Annotated in this window: 24 protein-coding genes; 15 read left to right on the forward strand and 9 right to left on the reverse strand. The window is 66.5% G+C overall.

Translation table 11 applies throughout. The annotated features are described in order from the left end of the window. Positions 1-9 precede the first annotated feature (9 nt). On the forward strand, positions 10-1650 hold the full coding sequence (locus tag ACWCIA_RS14110; RefSeq protein ID WP_454164226.1) for a phosphoethanolamine transferase: 1641 nt from the start codon (positions 10-12) through the stop codon (positions 1648-1650). Here the strand turns inward: ACWCIA_RS14110 and ACWCIA_RS14115 are convergent. Beyond that, positions 1644-2165 carry a YgjV family protein gene (locus tag ACWCIA_RS14115; RefSeq protein WP_454164227.1) on the reverse strand — a complete coding sequence of 174 codons (522 nt, stop codon included), beginning with the start codon at positions 2163-2165 and terminating at the stop codon, positions 1644-1646. The two genes, ACWCIA_RS14110 and ACWCIA_RS14115, sit on opposite strands and share 7 nt — an antisense overlap. Positions 2166-2409: 244 nt before the next feature. After that, the gene (locus ACWCIA_RS14120) at positions 2410-3552 is read right to left on the reverse strand and encodes a branched-chain amino acid ABC transporter substrate-binding protein (RefSeq protein WP_454164229.1); all 1143 of its coding nucleotides are present in this window, start codon (positions 3550-3552) and stop codon (positions 2410-2412) included. A gap of 171 nt (positions 3553-3723) precedes the next feature. On the opposite strand from ACWCIA_RS14120, the gene ACWCIA_RS14125 reads away from it, so the two are divergent. Together ACWCIA_RS14125 and ACWCIA_RS14130 are read left to right on the forward strand one after the other, a co-directional pair. Then, a complete protein-coding gene (locus tag ACWCIA_RS14125) occupies positions 3724-4194 on the forward strand; it encodes a hypothetical protein (protein ID WP_454164230.1) in 471 nt (156 codons plus the stop codon). A 113-nt stretch (positions 4195-4307) separates the two neighbouring features. Next, positions 4308-4796, forward strand: coding sequence for a hypothetical protein (locus tag ACWCIA_RS14130; RefSeq protein WP_454164232.1), 489 nt, complete (start codon positions 4308-4310; stop codon positions 4794-4796). Positions 4797-4871: 75 nt separating this feature from the next. Here the strand turns inward: ACWCIA_RS14130 and ACWCIA_RS14135 are convergent, their stop codons facing one another. Further along, complete coding sequence (locus tag ACWCIA_RS14135) at positions 4872-5963, reverse strand: alkene reductase (protein WP_454164234.1); 1092 nt, start codon at positions 5961-5963, stop codon at positions 4872-4874. 170 nt (positions 5964-6133) lie between these two features. Here ACWCIA_RS14135 and ACWCIA_RS14140 point away from each other — a divergent pair, with 170 nt between their 5' ends. Together ACWCIA_RS14140 and ACWCIA_RS14145 are read left to right on the forward strand one after the other, a co-directional pair. Beyond that, on the forward strand, positions 6134-7108 hold the full coding sequence (locus tag ACWCIA_RS14140) for a LysR family transcriptional regulator (RefSeq protein ID WP_454164236.1): 975 nt from the start codon (positions 6134-6136) through the stop codon (positions 7106-7108). A gap of 224 nt (positions 7109-7332) precedes the next feature. Further along, on the forward strand, positions 7333-8184 hold the full coding sequence (locus ACWCIA_RS14145) for a CAP domain-containing protein (protein ID WP_454164237.1): 852 nt from the start codon (positions 7333-7335) through the stop codon (positions 8182-8184). A gap of 152 nt (positions 8185-8336) precedes the next feature. Here ACWCIA_RS14145 and ACWCIA_RS14150 read toward each other — a convergent pair whose 3' ends face one another. Beyond that, entirely contained in the window at positions 8337-10403 is a 2067-nt protein-coding gene (locus ACWCIA_RS14150) for a M13 family metallopeptidase (protein WP_454164238.1), read from the reverse strand. 216 nt (positions 10404-10619) lie between these two features. Next, the gene (locus ACWCIA_RS14155) at positions 10620-10757 is read right to left on the reverse strand and encodes a DUF2905 domain-containing protein (RefSeq protein ID WP_454164414.1); all 138 of its coding nucleotides are present in this window, start codon (positions 10755-10757) and stop codon (positions 10620-10622) included. A 412-nt stretch (positions 10758-11169) separates the two neighbouring features. On the opposite strand from ACWCIA_RS14155, the gene ACWCIA_RS14160 reads away from it, so the two are divergent. The 5 genes from ACWCIA_RS14160 to ACWCIA_RS14180 all read left to right on the forward strand — a co-directional run bounded on the left by ACWCIA_RS14160 (position 11170) and on the right by ACWCIA_RS14180 (position 15596). Further along, positions 11170-11688 carry a host attachment protein gene (locus tag ACWCIA_RS14160; protein WP_454164239.1) on the forward strand — a complete coding sequence of 173 codons (519 nt, stop codon included), beginning with the start codon at positions 11170-11172 and terminating at the stop codon, positions 11686-11688. Between the two features lie 141 nt (positions 11689-11829). Continuing rightward, positions 11830-12405, forward strand: coding sequence for a lipocalin family protein (locus tag ACWCIA_RS14165; protein ID WP_454164240.1), 576 nt, complete (start codon positions 11830-11832; stop codon positions 12403-12405). An 11-nt stretch (positions 12406-12416) separates the two neighbouring features. Beyond that, positions 12417-13352 carry a bestrophin family protein gene (locus ACWCIA_RS14170; RefSeq protein WP_454164241.1) on the forward strand — a complete coding sequence of 312 codons (936 nt, stop codon included), beginning with the start codon at positions 12417-12419 and terminating at the stop codon, positions 13350-13352. Between the two features lie 193 nt (positions 13353-13545). Then, the gene (locus ACWCIA_RS14175) at positions 13546-15180 is read left to right on the forward strand and encodes a methyl-accepting chemotaxis protein (RefSeq protein WP_454164243.1); all 1635 of its coding nucleotides are present in this window, start codon (positions 13546-13548) and stop codon (positions 15178-15180) included. Between the two features lie 77 nt (positions 15181-15257). After that, positions 15258-15596 carry a zinc ribbon domain-containing protein YjdM gene (locus ACWCIA_RS14180; RefSeq protein WP_454164244.1) on the forward strand — a complete coding sequence of 113 codons (339 nt, stop codon included), beginning with the start codon at positions 15258-15260 and terminating at the stop codon, positions 15594-15596. A 99-nt stretch (positions 15597-15695) separates the two neighbouring features. Here the strand turns inward: ACWCIA_RS14180 and ACWCIA_RS14185 are convergent, their stop codons facing one another. Both ACWCIA_RS14185 and ACWCIA_RS14190 read right to left on the reverse strand, forming a co-directional pair. After that, the gene (locus ACWCIA_RS14185; protein ID WP_454164245.1) at positions 15696-16424 is read right to left on the reverse strand and encodes a hypothetical protein; all 729 of its coding nucleotides are present in this window, start codon (positions 16422-16424) and stop codon (positions 15696-15698) included. Positions 16425-16551: 127 nt separating this feature from the next. Then, the gene (locus tag ACWCIA_RS14190) at positions 16552-17814 is read right to left on the reverse strand and encodes a serine hydrolase domain-containing protein (protein WP_454164247.1); all 1263 of its coding nucleotides are present in this window, start codon (positions 17812-17814) and stop codon (positions 16552-16554) included. 169 nt (positions 17815-17983) lie between these two features. On the opposite strand from ACWCIA_RS14190, the gene ACWCIA_RS14195 reads away from it, so the two are divergent. Further along, complete coding sequence (locus ACWCIA_RS14195) at positions 17984-18979, forward strand: LLM class flavin-dependent oxidoreductase (RefSeq protein WP_454164249.1); 996 nt, start codon at positions 17984-17986, stop codon at positions 18977-18979. A 144-nt stretch (positions 18980-19123) separates the two neighbouring features. Here the strand turns inward: ACWCIA_RS14195 and ACWCIA_RS14200 are convergent, their stop codons facing one another. Beyond that, positions 19124-19714, reverse strand: a complete 591-nt coding sequence (locus ACWCIA_RS14200) for an isochorismatase family protein (RefSeq protein WP_454164251.1) — start codon at positions 19712-19714, stop codon at positions 19124-19126. Beyond that, positions 19711-20061, reverse strand: a complete 351-nt coding sequence (locus ACWCIA_RS14205; RefSeq protein WP_454164253.1) for a hypothetical protein — start codon at positions 20059-20061, stop codon at positions 19711-19713. Before ACWCIA_RS14205 ends, ACWCIA_RS14200 begins: the two co-directional genes overlap by 4 nt. Before the next feature lie 124 nt (positions 20062-20185). On the opposite strand from ACWCIA_RS14205, the gene ACWCIA_RS14210 reads away from it, so the two are divergent. The 4 genes from ACWCIA_RS14210 to ACWCIA_RS14225 all read left to right on the forward strand — a co-directional run bounded on the left by ACWCIA_RS14210 (position 20186) and on the right by ACWCIA_RS14225 (position 23451). Then, positions 20186-20722 carry a DUF882 domain-containing protein gene (locus ACWCIA_RS14210; RefSeq protein WP_454164255.1) on the forward strand — a complete coding sequence of 179 codons (537 nt, stop codon included), beginning with the start codon at positions 20186-20188 and terminating at the stop codon, positions 20720-20722. A gap of 5 nt (positions 20723-20727) precedes the next feature. Next, the gene (locus ACWCIA_RS14215) at positions 20728-21582 is read left to right on the forward strand and encodes a hypothetical protein (protein WP_454164256.1); all 855 of its coding nucleotides are present in this window, start codon (positions 20728-20730) and stop codon (positions 21580-21582) included. Continuing rightward, entirely contained in the window at positions 21579-21881 is a 303-nt protein-coding gene (locus tag ACWCIA_RS14220; RefSeq protein ID WP_454164257.1) for a hypothetical protein, read from the forward strand. The genes ACWCIA_RS14215 and ACWCIA_RS14220 overlap by 4 nt, the downstream gene beginning before the upstream one ends. A 106-nt stretch (positions 21882-21987) precedes the next feature. Next, positions 21988-23451: a PQQ-dependent sugar dehydrogenase gene (locus ACWCIA_RS14225; protein ID WP_454164259.1), complete on the forward strand. Its 1464-nt coding sequence runs from the start codon at positions 21988-21990 to the stop codon at positions 23449-23451. The last annotated feature ends 12 nt before the right edge of the window (positions 23452-23463 follow it).

Below are 23463 nucleotides of genomic sequence, written 5' to 3' on the forward strand. Positions count from 1 at the left end.
TGCCTGCCTGTGAAACTTCCCGCCGCCCCCAGCATCAGTGCTCCCCTCCTTACCCTGCTGGCCTCCGCCTTCCTGGTGCTGGCCGATAACCTGCGCTTCTGGAAGACCTTCCTGCTTGCGACCGGCGGCGCGCACATTGCGAACCTGCCCGTCTGGCTGGGCGCCTTTGCGGCGCTGGTGCTGTTCTTCAATGCGGCGCTCACCCTGGTCAACTTCCGCTTCCTCATCAAGCCGGTGCTGGTCGTGCTCTTCCTGGGCGCGGCCTTCGCCTCGCACTTCATGAACCATTACGGGGTCGTCATCGACGCCTCGATGGTGCAGAACGTCGTCGAGACCGATGCCGGCGAGGCCCATGAGTTGCTGAACTGGCAGATGCTGCAAACCGTGACCCTGCTCGGCATCCTGCCCTCGCTGCTGGTGTGGCGGCTGCCGCTGCGTTTTCCTTCCACGCGGCGCAGCCTGCTGCTGAAGCTGGGCACGGTGACCGTGTCGCTGCTGGCCGTGGCCGGCCTGCTGCTGTTGCTGTTCAAGACGCTGGCCCCGGCCGTGCGCGAGCACCGCGAGCTGCGCTTCCTGCTGACGCCGACCAACATGGTGCAGGCCACCCACGGCTACCTGAAACGCAAGTGGGCCACGCCCGCCGTCATGGCGCCGCTCGGCACCGACGCGGCCAAGGGCGTCAAGTGGACGGCCGGAGCACACCGGAAAACGGTGACCGTCATCGTCGTGGGAGAGACGGCGCGCGCGATGAATTTTTCGCTCAACGGTTACGCCCGCCAGACCAATCCGCTGCTGTCCCGGCAAGCGGGGTTGATCAATTTTCGCAACGTGAGTTCCTGCGGGACGGCGACCGCGGTCTCGGTCCCTTGCCTGTTTTCCCATTTCAACCGCAGCGACTACACGGCCGACAAGGCGCGCAACCAGGAAGGCTTGCTGGACGTCCTGCAGCATGCCGGCTTCGACGTGCTCTGGCTCGACAATAATTCGGGCTGCAAGGGCGTGTGCGACCGGGTGCGCCACGAGGACTGGTCGGCACCGAGCCCGGGCGATCCGCTCTGCGACGGCGAGGAATGCGTGGACGAGCGCCTGTTGCGCGAACTGCCGCAGAAGATCCGCGCCAGTTCGCAGGACATGGTGATCGTCCTGCACCAGAAAGGCAGCCACGGGCCGGCCTACTGGAAGCGCTACCCGCCCGGGTTCGGCAAGTTCGGCCCCGTCTGCCGGACCAACGAGCTCGAACAGTGTTCGCAGGAGTCCATCGTGGCCGCCTACGACAACACGATCCTGTACACCGATTATTTTTTAAGCAAGACCATCGACCTGCTGCGCGCCGCCGCCGGGGAAGACGTCGACACGGCCATGCTGTACGTCTCCGACCATGGCGAGTCGCTGGGCGAGCACAACATGTACCTGCACGGCGCGCCCTGGATCATCTCGCCTCCCGAGCAGCGCCAGGTACCGATGATGCTGTGGCTGTCCGACGGCTTCCGCTCGCGCTTTCGCATCGACCGCAACTGCCTCGCAGCCCGCGCCGCCCAGCAGTTCTCGCACGATAACGTGTTCCACTCGGTGCTCGGCATGCTCAACGTCAGCACGGCCGTCTACAACCCGAAGCTGGATTTGCTGCAGCCGTGCAGCCGCGATTATTGAGGGCGAGCCTGTGCCACCCGCGCCTCGTCCACCATGCGCCGGATCGTCACGATGTTCACCACGGCGATCACCAGCTCGAGCGCCGTGCCGCCGATCGAACCGGTGATTACGTTATTCGCGATCCACAGCCCGGTGCCGCACAGCATCGCCACGCGCATCCTGACGCCCTCCATCAGGAACAGGGCGAGCGTCCCGATGCAGGAGGCGCCCAGCGGGAGCCAGTCGCTCCAGCGGGTGGCAAGCGCGAGGCCCAGCCCGAGGTTGGCGGCGATGACGAAGGCCGCGATCCACTTCGAGCGGGTATAGAGCGAGAGCACCGAGCGCAGCAGCGACATGGTCGAGCTGGCGACCGCGGTCGGCTTGCCGAGCAGCGCGAAATGGACGATGTAGGCCAGGCATTCGGCCGCCATGAAGAGCTTGAAGCGGCGGTCGTTCTTTTGGGCAAAGGAGCTGACGCCGAGCACGAAGGCCGCGTAGCCGACGCACTGCGCGGGGGAAAACCAATCTATCGTCATCGGAAAACGTGAGGGGAAGCAGTGCGCCACGCTGGCGCCGCAGGGGCAACTACGGATGGGTTGGCGGAAAGCGATTATACCCGCCTCATCGGTGCCTCCACCGTAGGGTGGACGGCTTTGCCGTCCACGCGTCCAACCACAGCTCAATACCTCGCGACAGATCACACGACGGTTGAACGCGTGCGCGGCATCCAGGCAGCGTGAGCGCCACGGCCCGGATATAGCCGCCCACCCTACAACACCGTCAGCGCAGCACCTGCAATTTCGTCTTCTTGCCCTTGCGATAGGTGTACAAGGTCAGCGCCGCATTGCGCAAATCTCCCTTGCGGTCGAAGGCGATGGTGCCGGTGATGCCTGGATGGCTGATGCTGGCCAGCGCCGGCAGGAACGTCGCGGGCGCGACTGAATTGGCTTTCTGCATGGCGGCGGCGAACACCATCACCGCATCGTAGGCATACGGCGCATAGGTCTGCACGGGCATCTTGTAGCGCTGGCGGTAGCGCTCGTTGAAGGCATTCAGGCCGGCCTCCTGGGCAGCGTCGACGCCGCCCGCCACCACGCAAAATACCTTGTCCTCGCCCAGCGCATCGCCCGCCAGCAGGGGCAGCTTTTCCGAGCAGATGCCGTCGCCGGAGACGAGTTTCGCGCGCAGGCCGAGCGCCTTCATCTGCTTGAGCATGGGGCCGGCCACGGCATCCATGCCGCCGTAGAAAATCACGTCCGGGTCGCGCGCGCGGATCTGGGTCAGGATGGCGTTGAAATCGGTCGCCTTGTCGTGGGTGAACTGGCGGCTGACGATGGCGGCCGCAGGCCCGGCGCGCTTGACGTTCTTGATGAACTCGTCGGCCAGGCCCTGCCCGAAAGCGGTGCGGTCGTCGATCACGGCGATCTTCTTCGCCTTCAGGTTGCCGATCGCGTACTTCGCCATCGTGCTGCCGACCAGGTTGTCATTGGCGACGACCCGGAACGCGGTCTTGAAGCCCTGGTTCGTGTAGAGCGGCGTGGTGGCGGCCGGCGAGATCTGGGGAATGCCCGCGTTCGCGTAGATCTTCGAGGCCGGCACCGTCGGGCCCGAGTTCAGGTGCCCGACCACCGCGGCCACGCGCGCATCGACCAGCTTTTGTGCGACGGCCGTGCCGGTCTTCGGATCGCTGGCGTCGTCTTCCGGCTGCAGCACCCATTTGATCTTCTGCCCGCCAATGGTCAGGCCTTTGGCATTGAGCTCGTCGATGGCCATGCGCGCGCCGTTTTCGATGTCCTTGCCCTGGTGGGCGCCCGGCCCCGAGAGCGGGGATGCGGTGCCGATCTTGACGACGGTCTGCGCCTGGGCGGCCGGCGCAAGACCGGAAGCGAGCAGGCAGGCAAGGAAGATGGCGCGAAGTCGCATGGCAATTCCCGGAAAAGAGTTGCACCAATTGTAATGCTGGGCGGGTGAATGGCCGAAAAAGCAATCGTGCACGCCGCAAGCGCGTGCGGCACCTTGCCAAGTTTCTGATATATTTTGTGCAATAAATTTCCAGCAATAGTCAATCGCATCGCACCATCTCAAGGATCCATCATGAGCACCAAGAACATACCTCGCGCCATCTTCGTCCTGGGCAGCCTGCTTGCGCTGGCGGGCATGAGCGGTTGTGCGACGGTCGTGCAGGGCGAGTACCAGGTCGTCGCCGTGCAGACCCTGACCCCGGCCGGCGACGTCGGCGGCGTGAACTGCCAGGTCATGAACAAGAAGGGCATTCATTACGTCACCACGCCCGCCAGCCTGTCGGTCTACCGCGACGCCAGCCCAATGCGGGTCACCTGCGAGAAACCGGGCCTGCCGACAACGGTTGCAACCTTCAAGCCGCGGCCCAAGCCGCTGGTGGCCGGCAACATCCTGCTGCCGATCGGCGTGCTGGTCGACCACGTTACGGGGGCCGGCTACGGCTATCCCGAGGTGATGCAGGTGACGATGACGGGCGGCGAGACCGATGCGACGAAGGATTCGCGCTGGGCGCCATGGTGGAGCATGCCGGGCAACAAGAAGTAAGGACTACGGCGCTTTTCCCTCGCGTAAATATTTGCAACTTTCAGTAGCTATTTGTGCAATAATTTTCCTATAAGAATTAGCTGGCGTAGTCCGGCATTACTGGGGAGAGGGAAATGAGCACAAAGAAAATGATTCGGGCAAGTCGCGGTGTGGGCATCGTGCTGGCATTGGCCGGCCTGACCGGCTGCGCGTCGATCGTGAACGGCACCAACCAGGTCGTATCGGTCGAGACCCGTGCGGCGACCGGCAGCGTCCAGGGCGCCAGCTGCAAGCTGCAGAACGACAAGGGCGTGTACTACGTCACCACGCCGGGCACCGTGACGGTCCACCGCGCTTACGGCGACATGGTCGTCACCTGCGACAAGTCGGGCCTGCCGACCAGCGTCGCGACCTTCAAGTCGTCGACCAAGGGGATGCTGGCCGGTAACATCATCTTTGGCGGGGCGATCGGCGCCGGCGTCGACATGGCCTCGGGCGCGGCCTACGACTATCCTGCCCTGCTGCAGATCATGATGAAGGACGGGATCACCGACGCGACGGCGACCGCCCTGCCGGCGCCGGCCGCGACAGCGCCGGTGGCGGTGGCGGGCGGCTCGAACTGAGCGAAGGCCGCATCGGCAAAAAAAACGCCAACCCGAGGGTTGGCGTTTTGTATTCCAGTCTCGCTTACGCTGCGATCAAGCCGCCTTGTCCAGCGTCGGATAATCGATATACCCCACTTCGCCGTGCGTGTAGAAGGTCTGCGGGTTCGGCACGTTCAGCGGCGCATTCTGCTGCAGGCGCTGCACCAGGTCCGGATTGGCGATGTAGAGGCGGCCGAAGGCCACCGCATCGGCCGCGCCCGATTCCACCGCATCGATCGCCATCTCGCGGGTGTAGCCGTTGTTGGCGATGTAGGTGCCTTGATAGGCCCGGCGCGCCCAGGCGAAATCGAAGCCCGGCACGTCGCGCGGACCGCCGGTCGCGCCTTCGATGAAGTGGATGAAGGCGATGCCGCGCTTGTTCAGTTCTTCGATCAGGTGGGCGAACAGGGCTTGCGGGTTGCTGTCCGCCAGGTCGTTGGCCGGGGTCACCGGCGACAGGCGGATGCCCACGCGGCCGGCGCCGATTTCGGCCACCACCGCATCGACCACCTCGAGGGCAAAGCGGCAGCGGTTCTCGATCGAGCCGCCGTATTCGTCGGTGCGCTTGTTGGCGCCGTCGCGCAGGAACTGGTCGATCAGGTAGCCGTTGGCGCCATGCAGTTCGATGCCGTCGAATCCGGCGCGGATCGCGTTGGCGGCGCCGCGGCGGAATTCCTCGACGATGTCCTTGATCTCATCGAGCGCCAGCGCGCGCGGCTCGACCACGTCGACCTTGCCGGCGCGGGTGTAGGCGACCACTTTCGGCGCCACCGCGGACGGGGCAATCGGCTGCACGCCGCCGGTCAGGTTCGGGTGGGTCACGCGGCCCACGTGCCAGATCTGGGCAACGATCTTCGAGCCGGCCTCGTGCACGGCCTGCGTGATCGGCTTCCAGCCTTCGACCTGGGCGTCCGAATAGATGCCGGGCGTGGCCATGTAGCCCTTGCCGACCGGGGACACCTGCGTGCCTTCGCTGATGATCAGGCCGGCGTTGCTGCGCTGGCGGTAGTATTCGATGTTCATGGCGCTGCCCGGCACGTCGCCGGCCGGCTCGTCGGCGCGGCTGCGGGTCAGCGGGGCCATCACGACACGGTTCGCGACCTCGATGTCGCCGATGCGGGTAGGTTGAAACAGTTTCTGGGTCATGTCCGGTCCGTTTCCATATAAATAAGTTGGTATCAGGGCCGCCGGTCGCTGTGCCCTTGCGAGGCAATTGCCGGCAGCCGCTACAGTTAGCAGTATGAGTATTCCTGGCGGCGCTGGGTAGACCGCACGAATGATATGATCTATTCCTGACAGGAATGAATGGAGCAAGGATGGATCGCCTGCGTTTGATGGAAACCTTTGTCCGGGTCGTCGAGACCGGCAACTTCTCGGCCGTCGCGCGCGAGGAGCGCAGCACCCAGTCGGCGATCAGCAAGCAGGTGCAGGCGCTGGAAACCCTGCTCGGCGCCAAGCTGCTGGTGCGCTCCACGCGCAGCCATGCGCTGACCGAAGCGGGCAAGCGTTACTACGAGCGCTGCCGCCAGGTGCTCGACACGCTCGAGGAAGCCCGGGTCGAGATCCAGCGCACCGAAAACGAGATCTCGGGCGTGCTGCGGGTGGCGGCGCCCGTTTCGTTCGGGCGCCTGCACATCGTGCCGCGCCTGAACGCGTTTTTCGCGCGCTACCCGCAGCTGAAGATCGACCTGCAACTCGACGACAGTTTCGTCGACCTGGTGGTGGGCGGCATCGACGTCGCCTTCCGCGTGGGCGAACTGAAGGACAGCCGCCTGATCGCGCGCCGCATCGGCACCGCGCACCGCGCCGCCCTTGCCTCTCCCGATTACCTGGCCCGGCATGGAGAACCGCAGCACCCGAACGAGCTGCGCGACCACCAGTGCATCGTCTACACGGGCCTGGCCAACCTCAACGAGTGGCATTTCCAGGACGAGGACGGAACCGGGCACGCGGTGCACGTCAACGGCCACCTGCAGTCGAACAGTTCGGAAGCGATCCGCCAGGCCGTGGTCGAGGGACTCGGCATCTGCTACACGCCGCAGTGGGTGTACGGCGACGACATCCGCGCCGGCCGCGTGAAACCGATCCTCACGCGCTTCAGGCTGCCGGCGCTGCCGCTGAACGTCGTGTTCCAGCCGGCGCGCCGCCCCTCGCTCAAGATCGGCCACTTCGTCTCCTTCTTCGCCGAGGAGTTTGCGCGCGATCCGGACATTTCGCCGATGCTGGCCGGCCAGGAAGGCGAGACGCTGGGCAGCCTGGGCACGGCCCGGACATACGCCGCCAAGTCTTAGAGCGCCTAACAAAACCTCCATAGCTGCGTTGCAGCTCCTCGCCGTACAGTCGTACTGTCTTCGTCGCTGCGTCGGGTGGCCGCATCCCTTGCTCTGAAGGTTTTGTTAGGCGCTCTTAAGCCGGGCTTACGGACGATCGCCAGGCACGCCGCCCGGCGCCGGGCTGGAGTATGCTGTTCGCCAGACCAACCCGCCTTGCCCGACGTTTCCCGACCTTGACGCCGATGTTCCGTTCCCTCTCCGCCTGCGCTGCGGCCTCCCTTGCCATCCTGCTGCCCGGCGCGGCCCATGCGCAGGAAGACGCGCGCCTCGTCGCCCTGATCAACGACTACCGCGCCGCGCCGGCCAGTTGCGAAGGACGCCAGGCGCGGGCGCCGGCCCTGCGCCGCCACGCCGCGCTGGCGCGCGTGCGCATCGGTCCCGGGACCATTCCCGAATCGGCGCTCGAACAGGCCGGCTATTACGCCGTCCAGTCCGACATCATTTTCGTCGGCGGCGCGCCCGATGCCGCCGCCGCAATGGACGTGATCCGCCAGCCCTACTGCCGCGCGCTGCGCAATGCGAACTTCGCCGACATCGGCGTTACCCGCCGCGGCGAGGAGTGGACGATCGTGCTGGCGCAACCGATGGCGCCGCTGGCGCTGCCGGCGCAGGAAGTCGTGGGACGCCAGATCCTCGACGCAGTGAACGCGGCGCGCGCCGTGCCGCGCAGCTGCGGCACGCGCGCCTTCGGGCCGGCCGCGCCGGTGGCCTGGAACGGCGCGCTGGCCGCCGCCGCCGTGGCCCACAGCCGCGACATGGCGGCCCACCGCCACTTCGCGCACAAGGGCACCGACGGCAGCGAGGTGGCGGCACGCGCCGCGCGCGAAGGCTACCGCTATCGCATGATCGGGGAAAACATCGCGGCCGGGCACACCTCGGCACAGGAAGCGGTGGCGGGATGGATCGAGAGCCCGGGCCACTGCGCCAACCTGATGAACCCGGCGTTTACGGAGATGGGGGCGGGCTACGACATCAGCCGGGCGAGGATGCCGGGCTTTGCGTACTGGACGCAGGTGTTCGGGGTGCCGAGATAAGACACGTAGGGTGGACGGCTTTGCCGTCCACGCGTTCAACCGGCTAACGCATTGACGCGAGGTTTCAGACGCTGGTTGAACGCGTGGGCGGGAGACCCGCCCACCCTACGTCCCAGAGCGTTACGAGAACGGGGCACAAAAGCCCCCGTCTCTTACCAGAAAATCACACGCTCTTCCGGCTTCAGGTACATCTTGTCGCTCGGCTTGACCTGGTAGGCATCGTAGAAGCCCGGATGATTGCGCAAGCTGCCGTTGACGCGGAATTCCGACGGCGAGTGCGGGTCGGATTTCACCTGCGAGATCAGGGCGGCGTCGCGCGCCTTGCCGCGCCGGGCCTGGGCCAGGCCCATGAACAGGCGCTGCTCGGCGCTGAAGCCGTCGATCACCGGCGCCGGCTTGCCGGCCAGGGAGATCTGGTAGGCGCGGCTGGCCATGATGGCGCCGGCGGCGTCGGCGATGTTCTCGCCCAGCGTCAGTTCGCCGTTCACGTTAAAGCCCGGCAGCGGGCTGTAGGCGCCGTACTGGGCCACCAGCATCTTGCCGCGCGCCGCGAATTTCTCCGCGTCCTCTTTCGTCCACCAGTTGCGCAGGTTGCCGTCGCCGTCGAACTGCGAGCCCTTGTCGTCGAACGCGTGGCTGATCTCGTGGCCGATCGAGATGCCGACCGAGCCGTAGTTGACGGCCGGTTCGGCGTCCGCGTCGTACAGCGGGTACTGCAGGCGCGCGGCCGGGAACACGACTTCGTTCAGGGTCGGGCTGTAATAGGCGTTGACGGTCTGCGGCGACATGCTCCAGGCGGCGCGGTCGACCGGCTTGCCCAGTTTATTGATGCCGTACGCGTGGCCGAACTCGCGCGAACGCATCACGTTGCCGACCAGGTCGCCCTTGGCGATCTTCAGCGTCGAGTAATCGCGCCACTTCTCCGGGTAGCCGATCTTCGCGTTCATCTTTGACAGCTTCAGTTGCGCCTGCTTCTTGGTGTCCTCGCTCATCCAGTCGAGCTTCTCGATGCCTTCGCGGAAGGCGATGACAAAATTCTTCACCATCGCCTCGACCTGCTGCTTGCGCTCGGCCGGGAAGTGCTTCTCGACATAGACCTTGCCGACGATTTCGCTCAGGTCGCGGTTGACCTGGGCAATCGCCAGCTTCTCGATCGCGCGGTTTTCCTTCGCGCCCGACAGCACGCCGCCGCGGAAGGCGAAGCTCTCGTCCACGAAAGGCTGCGACAGGTAAGGCGCATAGCTGCTGAGCAGGCGGAATTCGAAATACGGGCGCCAGGTCTCGACCGGCGTGCCGGCGATCAGCTTGTCCAGGCCCGCCAGGTAGCTCGGCTGGCTGACGATGAGCGAGTCGACCTTGCCGGCGACGCCGGTGCCCTTCATCCAGGCATTCCAGTCGAAGCCCGGCATCAGTTCCTTCAGCTGGGCGAACGAGAGCTTGTTGTAGCGCTTGACCGGGTCACGGTTCTCGACCGCGCTCCACTGCACGCGCGCGATCTCGGTTTCCAGCGCCAGGATCTGCGCCGCCTTGGTGGCCGCGTCCGCGTGGCCGGCCAGCGCCAGCATCTTTTCGATGTGCGCCTGGTACTTGCCGCGGATTTCCTTCAGGCGCGCTTCATCGGCCAGGTAGTAGTCGCGGTTCGGCAGGCCCAGGCCCGACTGGCTGACCGAGACCACGAGGCGGGTCGAGTCGCGGTTGTCCTGGCCGACGTACATGTCGAGCGGTGCGCCGGCGCCGATGCGCGAGAAGTGTGCCGACAGGGCGGCGATGCCGCGCGTGTCCTTCAGCGCCTGCACGCGCACCAGTTCCTTCTTCAGCGGCGCCAGGCCGAGCGCATCGCGGCGCGCCTGGTCGACGTAGCTGGTGTAGTAGTCGCCCATCTTCTGCACCTGCGATCCCGCCTTCGCGCTTTTCTCGGCAGCGGCGCCCTCGATGATGGCGCGGATCTGGCCCTCGACCTTGTCCTGGGCGACGTTGAAGGCGCCCCAGCTCGAGCGGTCCGACGGGATCTCGACGTCTTTCAGCCATTTGCCCTGGCTGTAACGGAAGAAGTCGTCCTGTGCGCGCACGCCGGTATCGATGGCCGCGACGTCGACGCCGGAGGCGGAAGAGACAGCGGTGGCGGTGGCGGCAGGGGCCGGGACAGCTTCATGCGCGCCGGCGTGGGAGGCGACGGCAAACAGCCCCGCGATCAGACTGCTGCACAAGGTACGCTTCATGGAATCTCCGTATTGGAATTGTTGTGGGTGGTGTGGTCGAACCGGCCGATGCTAATGCAAAAGGCAGAGCCTGCCAAGGGACGGCGGCGCGATTCATGGACGTGTGTCGTTTTGCAGAACGCCTGTATGTACGGGCCGTATGCAAAATCGGCCGGTGCGCGGGCGCGCTCGGGACGGGAAACGGCAGGGGCGGAAAACGCCAGCCGCAACGGCGGCTCAGCGCCGGAACAGCCAGAGGAGGATGCTGACCACGATCGAGATGACGATGCAGGTAACGATCGGAAAGCTGAAGCTGAACCCTTCGCGTACGACATGGATGTCGCCAGGCAGGCGGCCGAAGGGCAGACGGCGCAGCCAGGGCTAGGCGACGCCGATCGCGGCGATCGCCAGGCCGAGGATGATCAGCGTGCGCTGCATGGCGCAACCTGTGCAAGGGCGAACATGGGACAGCGTACAGACGCCTGCCGGCGGTTCGCCTGTTGCCCGTCTTCCTGCTTGTTTTCCATACGCCATCTCCTCCGCCATGCGCCACAAACCTGCCGTGCGATTGTGCCCAAGTCGTGTCGCTTGCGGCGCGCCGCAGGCACGGCAGCGGTGCGTCGTCCTTCAAGACCCCGGTGCTACACTGGCCTCGACGCAAGGGCGGCCGACACATCTGCATGCGGTCGCCGCTTGCTCGCTTTTACGCTCGTTCCCACGCCCGCTGCGCCGTACCGGGCGCTGGAGACCGAACCTCATTCACGACCAATAACCAACAGGGGGTAGCATGCCAACAACCTGGATCATTACGGCCAACGCGGGCCGCGCGCGATTCTTCTGCGAGAACGATCCGGCAGAACCGCTGCAGGAACTGGAAGACATGGTGAACAACGGCGCGCGCCTGCGCACCCAGGAATCCGAGACCGACAGGCTGGGACCGAAGGCGGCCGGGAAGAGCAGCCACAGCATCGGCACCGGCCAGAGCGGTATCGCGGCCCACAACAACGCCCCATCCGCCGGATCGGGCGCTCCGACCTCGATGTACGAGCCGAACCAGACGCCAGCCGAGCACGCAACCGAATTGTTTGCGAAAGATATCTCTCAATTCCTGATGAAAGCCCACCAGGAAGGCCGCTATGACCGGATCGTATTGTCCGCCTCCCCGCAATTCCTGGGCAGCCTGCGCAATAACTTCGATCCGCACCTGAAGCCGTTGATCAAAATGGAAATCAACAAGGATTACACCAACGTGGCGGTCAGCCAGTTGCGTGAAACCCTCGCGGCGCAACAGGCCAAGTCGGAGTAGGTCCGGCCAGGCATGTCCCGTAACGCCAACCCTGACCGGTTGGCGTTTTTTTTTGCCGCCAGGCGGCAGGATGCGACGCGTGCGGCCATGTCCGCCGCGGCGCCCTACCATGTCGATATCGACAAACACGAAAGAGCCCTCATGACGACACGACCTGCCACCCTGTTGAAAGGCACCCTGCTGGTTTCCCTGGTACTGCTGGGAATGAAAGCCTGGGCCGCCAGCCCTGCCCCGGCCGCGCGCGGCGAACTGCAAACGATCCCCGCGCTCGACCTGCCGCGCTACCTGGGCACCTGGTACGAAATCGCCAAGTTCCCGAACCGTTTCCAGCGCAAGTGCACCGGCTTCACCACGGCCACCTATACGGCGATGAGCGACGGCCGGGTCCAGGTCGAGAACCGCTGCCGCCTGGCCGACGGCGGCATGGACGTGGCGACCGGGGTGGCGCGCCAGGTCGGCGGCGCCACCTCGCCGCAACTGAAGGTGCGCTTCGCGCCGGCGATCTTCTCCTTCATCCCGCTGGTCTGGGGCGACTACTGGGTCGTCGACCTCGACCGCGACTACACGCTGGCCGCGGTCAGCGAACCGGGCCGCGACTACCTGTGGATCCTGTCGCGCACGCCCACCGTCGACAAGGCGGCCTACGACGCGCTGCTGGCGCGCCTCGCCGCCCAGGGACTCGACATCGGCAAGCTCGAACCCACGCCGCAGCAATAAGGGACGCCGCCATGATCGTGCGCGAGCGGCCTTCGGGCCTGGGCCTGTTCCTGACGATGCGCGGCTCGATCCTGCCCAGCATCCGCAACAGCCTGCTCGTCACCACCGCGCTGGCGATCGTCGTCACCCTCAGCCACGGCCAGGTCTGGCACGAGAAGATCACGCTCACCACGACGCCCTTCACGCTGATGGGCCTGCCGCTGGCGATCTTCCTCGGCTTTCGCAACAATTCCGCCTATGACCGCTACTGGGAAGGCCGCAAGCTCTGGGGCGAACTCGTGCTCAGGAGCCGCAACCTCGCGCGCCAGTGCCTGACGCTGGTCGAGCCCGGCCGTGCCTTCGTGCCCGGCGCAGGCGACATCCGCGAGCGCATGGTGCGCCGCGCAGTCGCCTACGCGCACGCGCTGCGCCACCACCTGCGCGGCAGCGACCCGGCGCTTGACGTCGCCCCGCTGCTGGGCGCCGACGAATGGCTGCGCGCGCGCGAGGCGCCGAACCTGCCGGTGTTTTTAACCCATGCCATGGGCGCCGACCTGGCGCGCTGCCTGCACGAAGGCCGGGTTGACCCGCTGCTGGCGGCCTCGCTCGACGCATCGGTCTCGGCCATGGTCGGCATCGGCGCCGGCTGCGAGCGCATCCGCAACACGCCGATTCCGTTTTCCTACACCCTGCTGCTGCACCGCACCGCCTACCTGTACTGCTTCCTGCTGCCCTTCGGCCTGGTCGACACGATCGGCTACCTGACGCCGTTCGTGGTGGCGATCGTGGCCTATACCTTCTTCGGCCTGGACGCGCTCGGCGACGAGATCGAGGAACCATTCGGCGTGGCGCCCAACGACCTGCCGCTCGACAGCATCTGCCGCACCATCGAGATCGACCTGCGCCACGCCCTGGGCGAGGCCGACCTGCCGCCGCCACTGAAACCGGTCAACTCCTGGCTGCGCTGACTTGCCGGACAGGCAATACCCCGTTTGCGCTCCCCCAGCGGGGCTCTGGGTGTTCCGTTGCCCTACCGCCACAATTCGCCGGCAACATGTAAATCTTGGCGACGAAATGGAGAGGAAATGCAAGAATTGGTGACATTTTCCACGTGGAAATACCACCGATTCATCGTTCCCTCTCAAGCGTGCAAGGTCGTCCATGAAGCTGAACAACTACAAGATCCGTACCCTCCTGGCCGCCGGTTTCGGCACCGTGCTGGCATTGATGCTGGTGCTGGTCGGCGTCAGCCTGGCGCAGAACCAGAAGGTCGATGCGCTCAGTGCGCGCCTGCTGGGTGAGAGCGCCCGGCATACCGACCGGCTCGAGGAATGGCTGACCATTGTCGAAGTCAACGCGGCGCGCACGCTCGCGGTGGCGCGGCTGAACGACGCGGCCGCCGAGAAATTCTTCCTCGATGCGATGGCGGTGTCCTCGAAACGCGCGGACGTGCTGCAAAAGGCGGTCGGCGAGAGCGTGAAGGACGATGCCCAGGCGGGCGCACTGTTCGCCCGGGTGCAGGCGGCACGCCAGGCCTATGTCACGGCGCGCAAGAGCGCCTTCAAGCAGAAGGCCGACGGAGACACCGCGGCGGCGGCGGCCTTCTTCGAGACCGACATGGTCCCGAAGGTGGGCGCCTACGTCGGCAGCCTGCGCGACATGGTCGAGTACCAGAAGCAAGCCGTGGCCGCCGACAGCGCCGCCATCGGCGAAGCCTTTGCAGCCAGCCGCAACCTGCAGCTGGCACTGTCAGGCATCGCGCTGCTGGCGGGGATCGGCTTTGCCGCCTTGATCGGCCGCGCGATCGCCGCGCCGGTGCGCGAGGCGCTGGCGGTGGCGCAAACCGTCGCGCAAGGCGACCTGAGCAGCCGTATCGAAGGCGGCGGCACCAGCGAAACGGGCGCGCTGATGGGCGCGCTCAAGGACATGAACGACAAGCTGGTAGGCATCGTCAGCCAGGTGCGCGGCGGCACGGACACGATTGCCAGCGCCGCCGACCAGATCTCGGCCGGCAACCTCGAGCTGTCGGCGCGCACCGAGCAGCAGGCCAGCTCGCTCGAGGAAACCGCTTCCTCGATGGAAGAACTGACCTCGACCGTGCGCCAGAACGCCGACAATGCCCGCGCCGCCAACGCGCTGGCGCAATCGGCCGCCAGCGTGGCCGGGCGCGGCGGCGACACCGTCCAGCGCGTGGTGCAGACGATGGATGCGATCACCGCGTCCTCGAAGAAGATCGTCGACATCATCGCCGTCATCGACGGCATCGCCTTCCAGACGAATATCCTGGCGCTGAACGCGGCGGTCGAGGCGGCGCGCGCCGGCGAGCAGGGCCGCGGCTTTGCCGTCGTCGCCTCCGAGGTGCGCACCCTGGCCGGGCGTTCGGCCGGCGCCGCGAAGGAGATCAAGGCCCTGATCGGCGACTCCGTGGACAAGGTCGGGGAAGGCAGCCGCCTGGTGTCGGAAGCCGGCGCGACGATGCAGGACATCGTCGAGAGCATCGGCCGCGTCACCACGATCATGTCCGACATCGCGCTGGCCAGCCAGGAACAGTCGGCCGGCATCGAACAGGTGAACGGGGCGATCGCGCAGATGGACCAGGTCACCCAGCAGAATGCGGCGCTGGTCGAGGAGGCGGCCGCGGCGTCGGAGGCGATGCGCGAGCAGGCTTATGCACTGTCGCAACTGGTGTCGACCTTCCGCTTCGACGAGGACGCAGCCGCGACGGCCGGCGCCGCCGCGCAGGTACCGGCGCCTGCGCCGGCCAGGGCCGCGCTGGTGCTGCGCCACGCGGCCTGAGGCAGGGAGCTGATGCACGTGCCCTGTCCCCGCGCGGGACGGCGCGTTATACTCGCCGCTTTGGATTGCCCCTTCCCATGACTGCCCTGCCGCCCTGCCCCGCCTGCCACTCCACCTATACTTACGAGGACGGCAGCAACCTGGTCTGCCCCGAATGCGGGCATGAATGGACGGCGCAAGCCGGCGCCGCTGCCGAGACGGCGCGCGTGTACCGCGACGCGTCCGGCAACCTGCTGCAGGACGGCGATACGGTGACCGTCATCAAGAACCTGAAACCAAAGGGCTCCGGCGGCGTCATCAAGCAGGGAACGAAGGTCAAGAACATCCGCCTGGTCGACGCCGACCACGATATCGACTGCAAGATCGACGGCTTCGGGGCGATGAGCCTGAAAACGGAGTTCGTGCGCAAGGTGTGACCGCCGCACCCTTCGTTCATATGCAATGAACGCAAACACCAGCCCTCGGCTGGTGTTTTTTTTGCCCGCGCAGGACGCGGGCCTGGCAGGCGCGCAGGGTCAGTAGCCGCGGCCGCTGGTGCCGCCGCCGGTACCGGTGCTGGTGCCGGAGGTGCCGGTGCCGGTCGTGCCGCTGGTGCCTGTAGTGCCCGACGTACCGCTCGTGCCGCTGGTGCCCGACGTACCGCTCGTGCCCGAGGTGCCGGTCGTCCCGCTCGTACCCGTGGTGCCGCTCGTACCCGTGGTGCCGGTCGTGCCGCTGGTGCCCGTCGTGCCGCTCATGCCGCTGGTGCCGCTCATGCCGCTGGCGCTGCCGACGCCCTTCGCGCCGCCGGCCGTGCCCGTCGCGCTGCTGGTGCCCATGGAGCCGCTGTCCATCGTACCGGTCGTGCCGCTGGTGCCGCTGGTGCCGCTGGTGCCCGTCTCCATCGAGCCGCTGGTGCCGCTCGTACCCGAGGTACCGCTGGTGCCGCTCGTACCCGAGGTGCCGCTCGTGCCAGTAGTGCCGCTATCGCTGGTACCCGTGGTGCCGGTGCCCGCCGCGCCGCTGGCGCTGGAGCCGGTCGTGCCGCTGCTGCTCGTGCCGCTGCTGCTCGAGCCGCTGTCGGACTTGCTGCTCTTGTGTTTCTTCTGCTTCTTCTTGCTCTTGGTGGTGGTGTCGGTATCGGAGCTCTGGCTGCTTGCCTGCGAACCGGAACCGCTCGTCTGGGCGCTGGCGTTGAACGGCATCGTCATCGCCGCCGCGACCGAGGCGCCAAGCAGTGCTTTCAACAGTTTATGCATTTTCATATCTATCTCCTAATATCCTGGGGGCTAAAATCTCAACAATATCAACGACATAGTTGAGGGGGCGAGTGTAGAGAGGTCGACATGAGGGCAGCGCGCGTTAGCCTCCTGGAAATTAAATCGCCTCCGTTCAGGGGGAGGCAAGCGCCGGCGCGGCCCCTTGCGGAGCCAGTTGCGCGGCCAGTGCGGAAAGGGTGCCCAGCTCGGTGTACAGCGGCAGCACATTGCCCTTGTCGTCCGGGTAGACGCGGTTCGACAGGAACACATAAAAGGTGCCGGACCCGGGGTCGATCCAGAGCACGCAGCCGGTGAAGCCCGTGTGGCCGTAGCTGCCCACCGGGAACAGCGTGCCGCGCGGGCGCTGGGCGAAGGGCGAGTCGATGTCCATCCCCATGCCGCGCAGGGCGGCGATGCCGGGCGGCGTCTGCACCGTGCTCAGCAGGCGAACGCTCTCGCGCGACAGCACCCGCACGCCATCGAGCTCGCCCTCGCCCAGCAGCATGCGCGCGTAGCGGGCCAGGTCGTGCGCCGTGCTGAAGACGCCGGCGGAACCGGCCACGCCGCCCATCCGGCGCACGGTCGGGTCGTGCACCACGCCTTGCAGGGCGGCGCCCGCGGGCAGGTCGGCGTGCGGCGCCACCGGGCCGGCAAGCGGCGCCCGGTACGTCGGCGCGATGCCGTGCGCCGGCATGCGGCGCAGTGGCAGATAACCGGTGTCCTTCATCCCGAGCGGGGCGTAGATGCGCTGGCGCGCGAACTCGTCGAGGGCAATGCCGGACACGCGCTGCACGAGCTGGCCGAGCAGCACGTAATTGATGTCCGAATAGATGAAGTCCGTGCCGGGCGCCCCTTTGGCGGGCTGGGCACAGGCCAGCGCCAGGGCCGCGGCGTCGCCGCTCCAGGGCGTTTTGGAACGCAGCCCGGCCGCCAGGCCCGAGGTATGCGTCAGCAGCTGGCGCACCGTGATGGCGTCCTTGCCGTGGCCGGCGCACTCGGGGAAATAGGTCACGAGCTTCGCTTCCAGGTCGAGCTTGCCGTCCTCGGCCAGCAGCAGGACCGCCGGCGCGGTGGCCAGCACCTTGCTGAGCGAGGCGGCGTCGAACACGGTGTCCGGCGTCACGCCTGCTGCGCCGGGCTCGTAGCCGAAGCGGCCGTAGGCGCGCTGGTGCACCGCGCCGCGCCGTTCCAGGTGGAAGACCGCGCCCGGGATCTGGCGCTGCGCGATGGCGGCCTCGATGGCGGCGTCGATCCGCGCGAACTGGCTGCTGTCGAGCGGAGGCCGGATGCCGGCAGTGCCGGGCAGGCCGGCGCAGCCGGCAAGGAGCATGGCGAGGCAGGCGGTGGCGATGGCGGCCGGCCGCCTGGACAGCGCCCGCAGGGAGGGACGACGCATAAAAAAACACCTTGGAAGGAGCAGATGAGGCGCGCCCCGGGAAGGCCGGCGCAGGAAGTCAACGCGGCCATGATAGGTAAGCAATTTTTGCTGGTCAATCTTTACACGGCCAGGGCCGCGCAGCCCCGTTTTTCGACCCGGACAGCGGGAAAAAACCCATCGGCGTATCATGCGGCTCATGATTCCCTTTTCCATACTCGACCTCTCGCCCATCGCCGAAGGCAGCGATGCGCGCGCTTCTTTCCACCATTCGCTCGACCTCGCCCAGCACGGCGAGCGCTGGGGCTACAACCGTTTCTGGCTGGCCGAACACCATGGCATGCCGGGCATCGCCAGCGCCGCCACCTCGGTGCTGATCGGCTATGTCGCGGCCGGCACCTCGACGATTCGCGTCGGCGCCGGCGGCATCATGCTGCCGAACCACTCGCCGCTCGTGATCGCCGAACAGTTCGGCACGCTCGAGTCGCTGTTCCCGGGCCGCATCGACCTGGGCCTGGGCCGCGCCCCCGGTTCCGACCACATCACCGCGCGCGCCCTGCGCCGCAATCTGGCCTCGGACGCCGACGAATTCCCGCAGGACGTCCTCGAACTGCAGGATTATTTTGCCGATTCGCCGCGTCGCTCGGTGAAAGCCATCCCGGGCGCGGGCCTGGACGTGCCGCTGTGGATCCTCGGTTCCAGCCTGTTCGGCGCCCAGCTCGCCGCCCACCTCGGCCTGCCCTACGCCTTTGCCTCGCATTTCGCGCCGCAGATGATGATGCAGGCCATCGACATGTACCGCGCCAACTTCAAGCCCTCGAGCCAGCTCGACAAGCCCTACGTCATGCTCGGCTTTAACGTGTTCGCGGCCGACACCGACGAGGAAGCCCGTTACCGCGCCACCTCGATGCAGCAGGCCTTCGTGAACCTGCGCAGCGGCCGCCCGACGCGGCTGCAACCCCCGGTGCGCGGCTACCTCGAAGCGCTCGCCCCGGCGGAACGCGCGATGCTCGACAGCGTGCTGTCGTGCTCGGCCATCGGCTCGCCCGAGACCGTGGCGGCCCAGATGAAGGCCTTCATCGCCCACACCCGCCCCGACGAGCTGATGATCACCTCGCAGATCTTCGACCACGCCGCGCGCTTGCGCTCGTACGAGATCACGGCGCAGATCCGCGAAGCGGCGTAAGGGTTTCGTAGGGTGGGCGGCTATACCCAAGAGTGAGTGATCACGCGCCGGATGCGCCGCCCACGCGTTCAACGAACGGTGGAACTCCACGAAAGTTCACCTGCCGCTTGAACGCGTGAGCGGGAAACCCGCCCACCCTACGCGTCAGGCGTCCCCGGTTCCGGCCTGGAGGGCGTCGATCAACTCCCGCGTCGTGCGCACCCGTCCCATCACCCTAAAAGTATTACGGCACGCAAACTCATGCGCCTCGGCCGTGATACCGCTCATCGCATCCTCGGCAAACACCAGCGCATAACCCCGGTCATGGGCAGCGCGCGCCGTCGATTCGACACCGAAATTCGTGACGATGCCGCCCAGCACCAGCGTCCTGATGCCGCGCCGCCGCAGTAACTGGTCGAGCTCGGTGCCGTAGAAGGCGCCCCACTGGCGCTTGGTGATCACGATGTCGGTCGCCTCGACCCCGGCGCTGTCGGCCAGGTGCGAGGCGTCCGGCGGCGGCGGGGGCGCGCCGGGCGGGCGCAGCGGCGCGTCGCTCGGGGGCATCTGCAGCTCGTTCATCAGCACCCGCACATAGATCACCATCGCGCCGCGGTTGCGCATTTCCTGCGCCAGCAGCACGCAGTTGCCCACCACCTGCTCCGCGGAATGGGGCGCCAGTTCGCGCGCCACATTCCCGTTTTGCAGGTCGATCAGCACCAGCGCGGTGCCGGCCAGGTCGATCGGGAAATCGCTCATCGCATCCTCCTCCTTTGGCCCGAGTATCCGGGAAAGCCACCGGCTCCGGCGCGCAAGTGCCTCAGGACTTGTCCGGCACGATGCGCAGGATGCGCGGGCGGCACCGGCTGGACCTTGCCGCCCGCGACCAGGTGCAGCGTGCCTTCCTTGCCGGTGACGAGGATGCGGCCGTCCGGCAGCCAGGCCATGCCCCAGGCCTGCGGCAGCGCGTCGGTGACGGTCTCGGCGCGCCAGCCCTTGACCTCCTGCGGCGCCCCGGTGGCCGCGACCTGGGCCAGCACGGGCTGGACGGCGCACGAGATAACGAAAGCAGCGCCGGCTCGGCGTGCAAGTTGGCTGAATTGCATGCAAGTCTCCTTTAAAAGTTATTAACCTTCCGTCATCTTGTCGCATTTCTCCCGCATTCACTGCAAAGATAACGAAATCGGGGTATCATCTTCGATTCTGAACCTGCTTAAAGGATGCTCACTAATGAACCAGCGACGCTCTTTCCTCAAAGGCTCTGTTGCACTCGCTTCCATGATCGGCGTGCCGGCGCTGGCAAAAGCTGCCCAGCCCGCGCAAGGTGAACGTGTTCTGCGCCTGTACAACACGCATACGGGCGAAAGCCTGAAGAGCGTCTTTTGGGCAGAGGGCCAGTTCATTCCGGACGCACTGCAGGACATCAACAAACTGCTGCGCGACCACCGCAACAACAAGATCGCGCCGATCGATCCGGAGCTGCTCCTGCTCGTCAACCAGGTAGGCGACAAGCTTGGCGCAGGCCAGCAACTGCACATCATTTCGGGCTACCGCTCGCCGGAATCGAACGCCAAGCTGCATGCCAACAGCAGCGGCGTGGCCAAGCGCAGCATGCACATGGACGGCAAGGCCATCGACATCCGCCTGCCGGGCAAGAACCTCGCCCAGCTGCACAAGGCAGCCATGTCCCTGCGCGGCGGCGGCGTCGGGTATTACCCGGACTCGCAGTTCGTGCACATGGACACCGGCCGCGTCCGCTACTGGTAAGCGCCATGCGGCCAGTCTTGTACGACCTCGCGCGCTGCATCATCCTGAGCTTTACCTGCGCCATCGCGGCCGTCCCGGCGGCGGCAATGGCACAGCAGTCCCCTTCGTCTTCCGTCGCCACCGTGAACGTGACCAGCACACGCGATCCGGTCGACAAATCCTATCGCAAGATGATCAAAGGCATGGAACGCTTCGAGCGCGAGCATGCCTTCGCCCCCAACGCCAGCCTGCGCTTCCGCCTGCTGCCGCGCACGCCGGACGTCAACATGCAGGGCATCACCCTGCGCGTGGCCGGCGACACGGTCTCGGTGCCGGTGCCGGTCGCTCCCGACAACAGTTTCGTGTTGCCCCGCAACGAGCAGGCGCTGCGCGAAGACGCGGCCGTGCTGGCCAACCGCAAGACCACCAGCATGACCTGGCGCGCGATGATCGCGTCGCCAGGGGTACCGCCCGGTACGCGGCGCCTGGGCGACCTGCGCCTCGAATGCCGGGTCGGCGTCGAAGCCGGGCTGGTGTCGAACAGCTCTCCCCTGTTCGGCTGGATCTCGGATGTCCTCACCGGCCCCGACCAGGTCTGCAACAGCCCGAATGGCAATTACCTGTTCTTCGCCGAGCGCCCGATCTTCTCGGTGCGCCTGCGCGCCGGCGAGCGCGTCGAGGAGCTGCCCTTCAAAATGCTCTGGCACGGCGGCGAAAAAACCCGTGCGGACCTGCCCTACTGCGATTGCCAGGTACTGCTCGACCGCACCTATTTCGCGCCCATCTGGGACAAGAGCTGGCCCGACGATACGCTCGTCGAATTCGAGTACATGAGCGATGCGCCTGCCGCATCCCCACCTGCAGTGGAGGCGACGCCATGAAGACCCGTGCCCTGCTCCTGTGCGCCTTTCTTCTGGCCGGCTGCGCCACCGGTCCGGCCCCGATCGGCACCCAGGCGGCGGCCGAACGGCTCGCCTCGGCGGTCGTCCCGGGCCGCACCACCAAGGCCGAGCTGCTCGCCGCTTTCGGCGCCACCAAAACCATCGTCTTCGACAGCGGCTATGAAGTCTGGCTCTACCAGTCTCCCGCGGGCGGCGGCCGCTACGCCGAATACGTCGTCCTGATCGATCCGCAAGGCGTGGTTGCCAAGACCCGCCAGCGTCCACCGTCCGCTCCCTGATACTGGCTGTTGTTTCGGTGCGCTTTCCACAGCGAAGCGTGCGCGGCCAGTTCAAGATCGCTGGCAGTATCGGCTAACGGAGTCGTCACTCCTGTGGAGGCCTATCATGCTGGTCGATCGCGCACGGCTATTCCTGCTGTCCTTGCTGTTTCTCCTGGCCAGTTGCGGCGGCGGAGGCGGCGATCCCGGCACTCCTCCCGCGCCCCCGGCCCCTACCCCGCCAGCAGCGACCACCGGCGCCCTGCAAGTCGTGATCAATTCGCTTCCCGGCGGCACCAACGGCGCGGTCCGCGTCACGGGACCGAACAATTTTTCCCAGGACCTGACAAGTACGCAGACCCTGAACAGCCTGGCGCCCGGCTCGTACAGCGTCGCGGCCTCGAACGTCTCGGTCGGCGGCGCCACCTACACCCCCTCGCCCACCACCCAGAGCGTGGTCGTCACCGCCGGCGCCACGGCAACGGCCAGCGTCGCCTACGCGTCTCAGGCGCTGACCTTGTCCCTGCTCGATATCGGCCCGACCTTCACCAGCCCCACTTTCGCCACCGCCCCGCCGGGCGACGACCGCCTGTTCGTGGTCGAGCGGCGCGGCGTGATCCGGGTAGTACGCAACGGCGCCACGCTCACCCAGCCCTGGCTCGACATCAGCGCCAACGTCTTCACCGGCGGCGAAGGCGGCCTGCTGTCGATGGCCTTCGACCCGAATTTCGCCAGCAACGGCTATTTCTATGTGTATTACACCGACCTGTCGCAGAACATCGTCGTCGAGCGTTACGGCTCATCTCCGACGCCGAACCTGGCCGACCCGACTTCGGCGCTGATCATCCTGCGCATCGCGCACCCGCAGTTCCAGAACCATTTCGGCGGCCTGGTCGCCTTTGGGCCCGATGGCTTCCTGTACGCCGCGACCGGCGACGGCGGCGGTGCTGGCGATCCCTTCGGCAACGCCCAGAACCTCAATTCGCTGCTCGGCAAGATGCTGCGGGTGGACGTGCGCGGCACCACCACGGCCCAGCCCTACACGATCCCCGCCACCAATCCCTACGTCAACCAGGCTGGCCGGCGCGCCGAAATCTGGGCCTCCGGCCTGCGCAACCCGTGGCGTTTCGCCTTCGATGGCGAGCAGCTCTATACGGCCGACGTCGGCCAGGCCGCGCGCGAGGAAGTGAACATCGCCACCGCCGCGCAGGGCGGACTGAACTACGGCTGGGACATCATGGAAGGCACGGCCTGCTTCGGCGCGGCGAGCTGCGACCGCACGGGCCTGACCCTGCCCGTGTTCGAGTACGAGCATGGTGCGAACGACGTCAACGGTTGCTCGATCACCGGCGGCTACGTGTACCGGGGAACGGCACTGCCCGAGCTGGCGGGGCGCTATTTCTATTCCGACTTCTGCAGGGGCTACGTCAAGAGCTTCTTCGCTACCGGCGCCGGCGTCGTCGAACAGCGCGACTGGAATCTGAACGGAGCCGGCCAGGTCGTGTCTTTCGGGCGCGACGGGGCGGGCGAGCTGTATGTGATCAGTGCCGGCGGACGCATCTTCCGGATCGTCCGGGGCACTGCCGGTTAGTCGGGTTAAAAT

Source organism: Massilia sp. SYSU DXS3249, assembly GCF_053668055.1.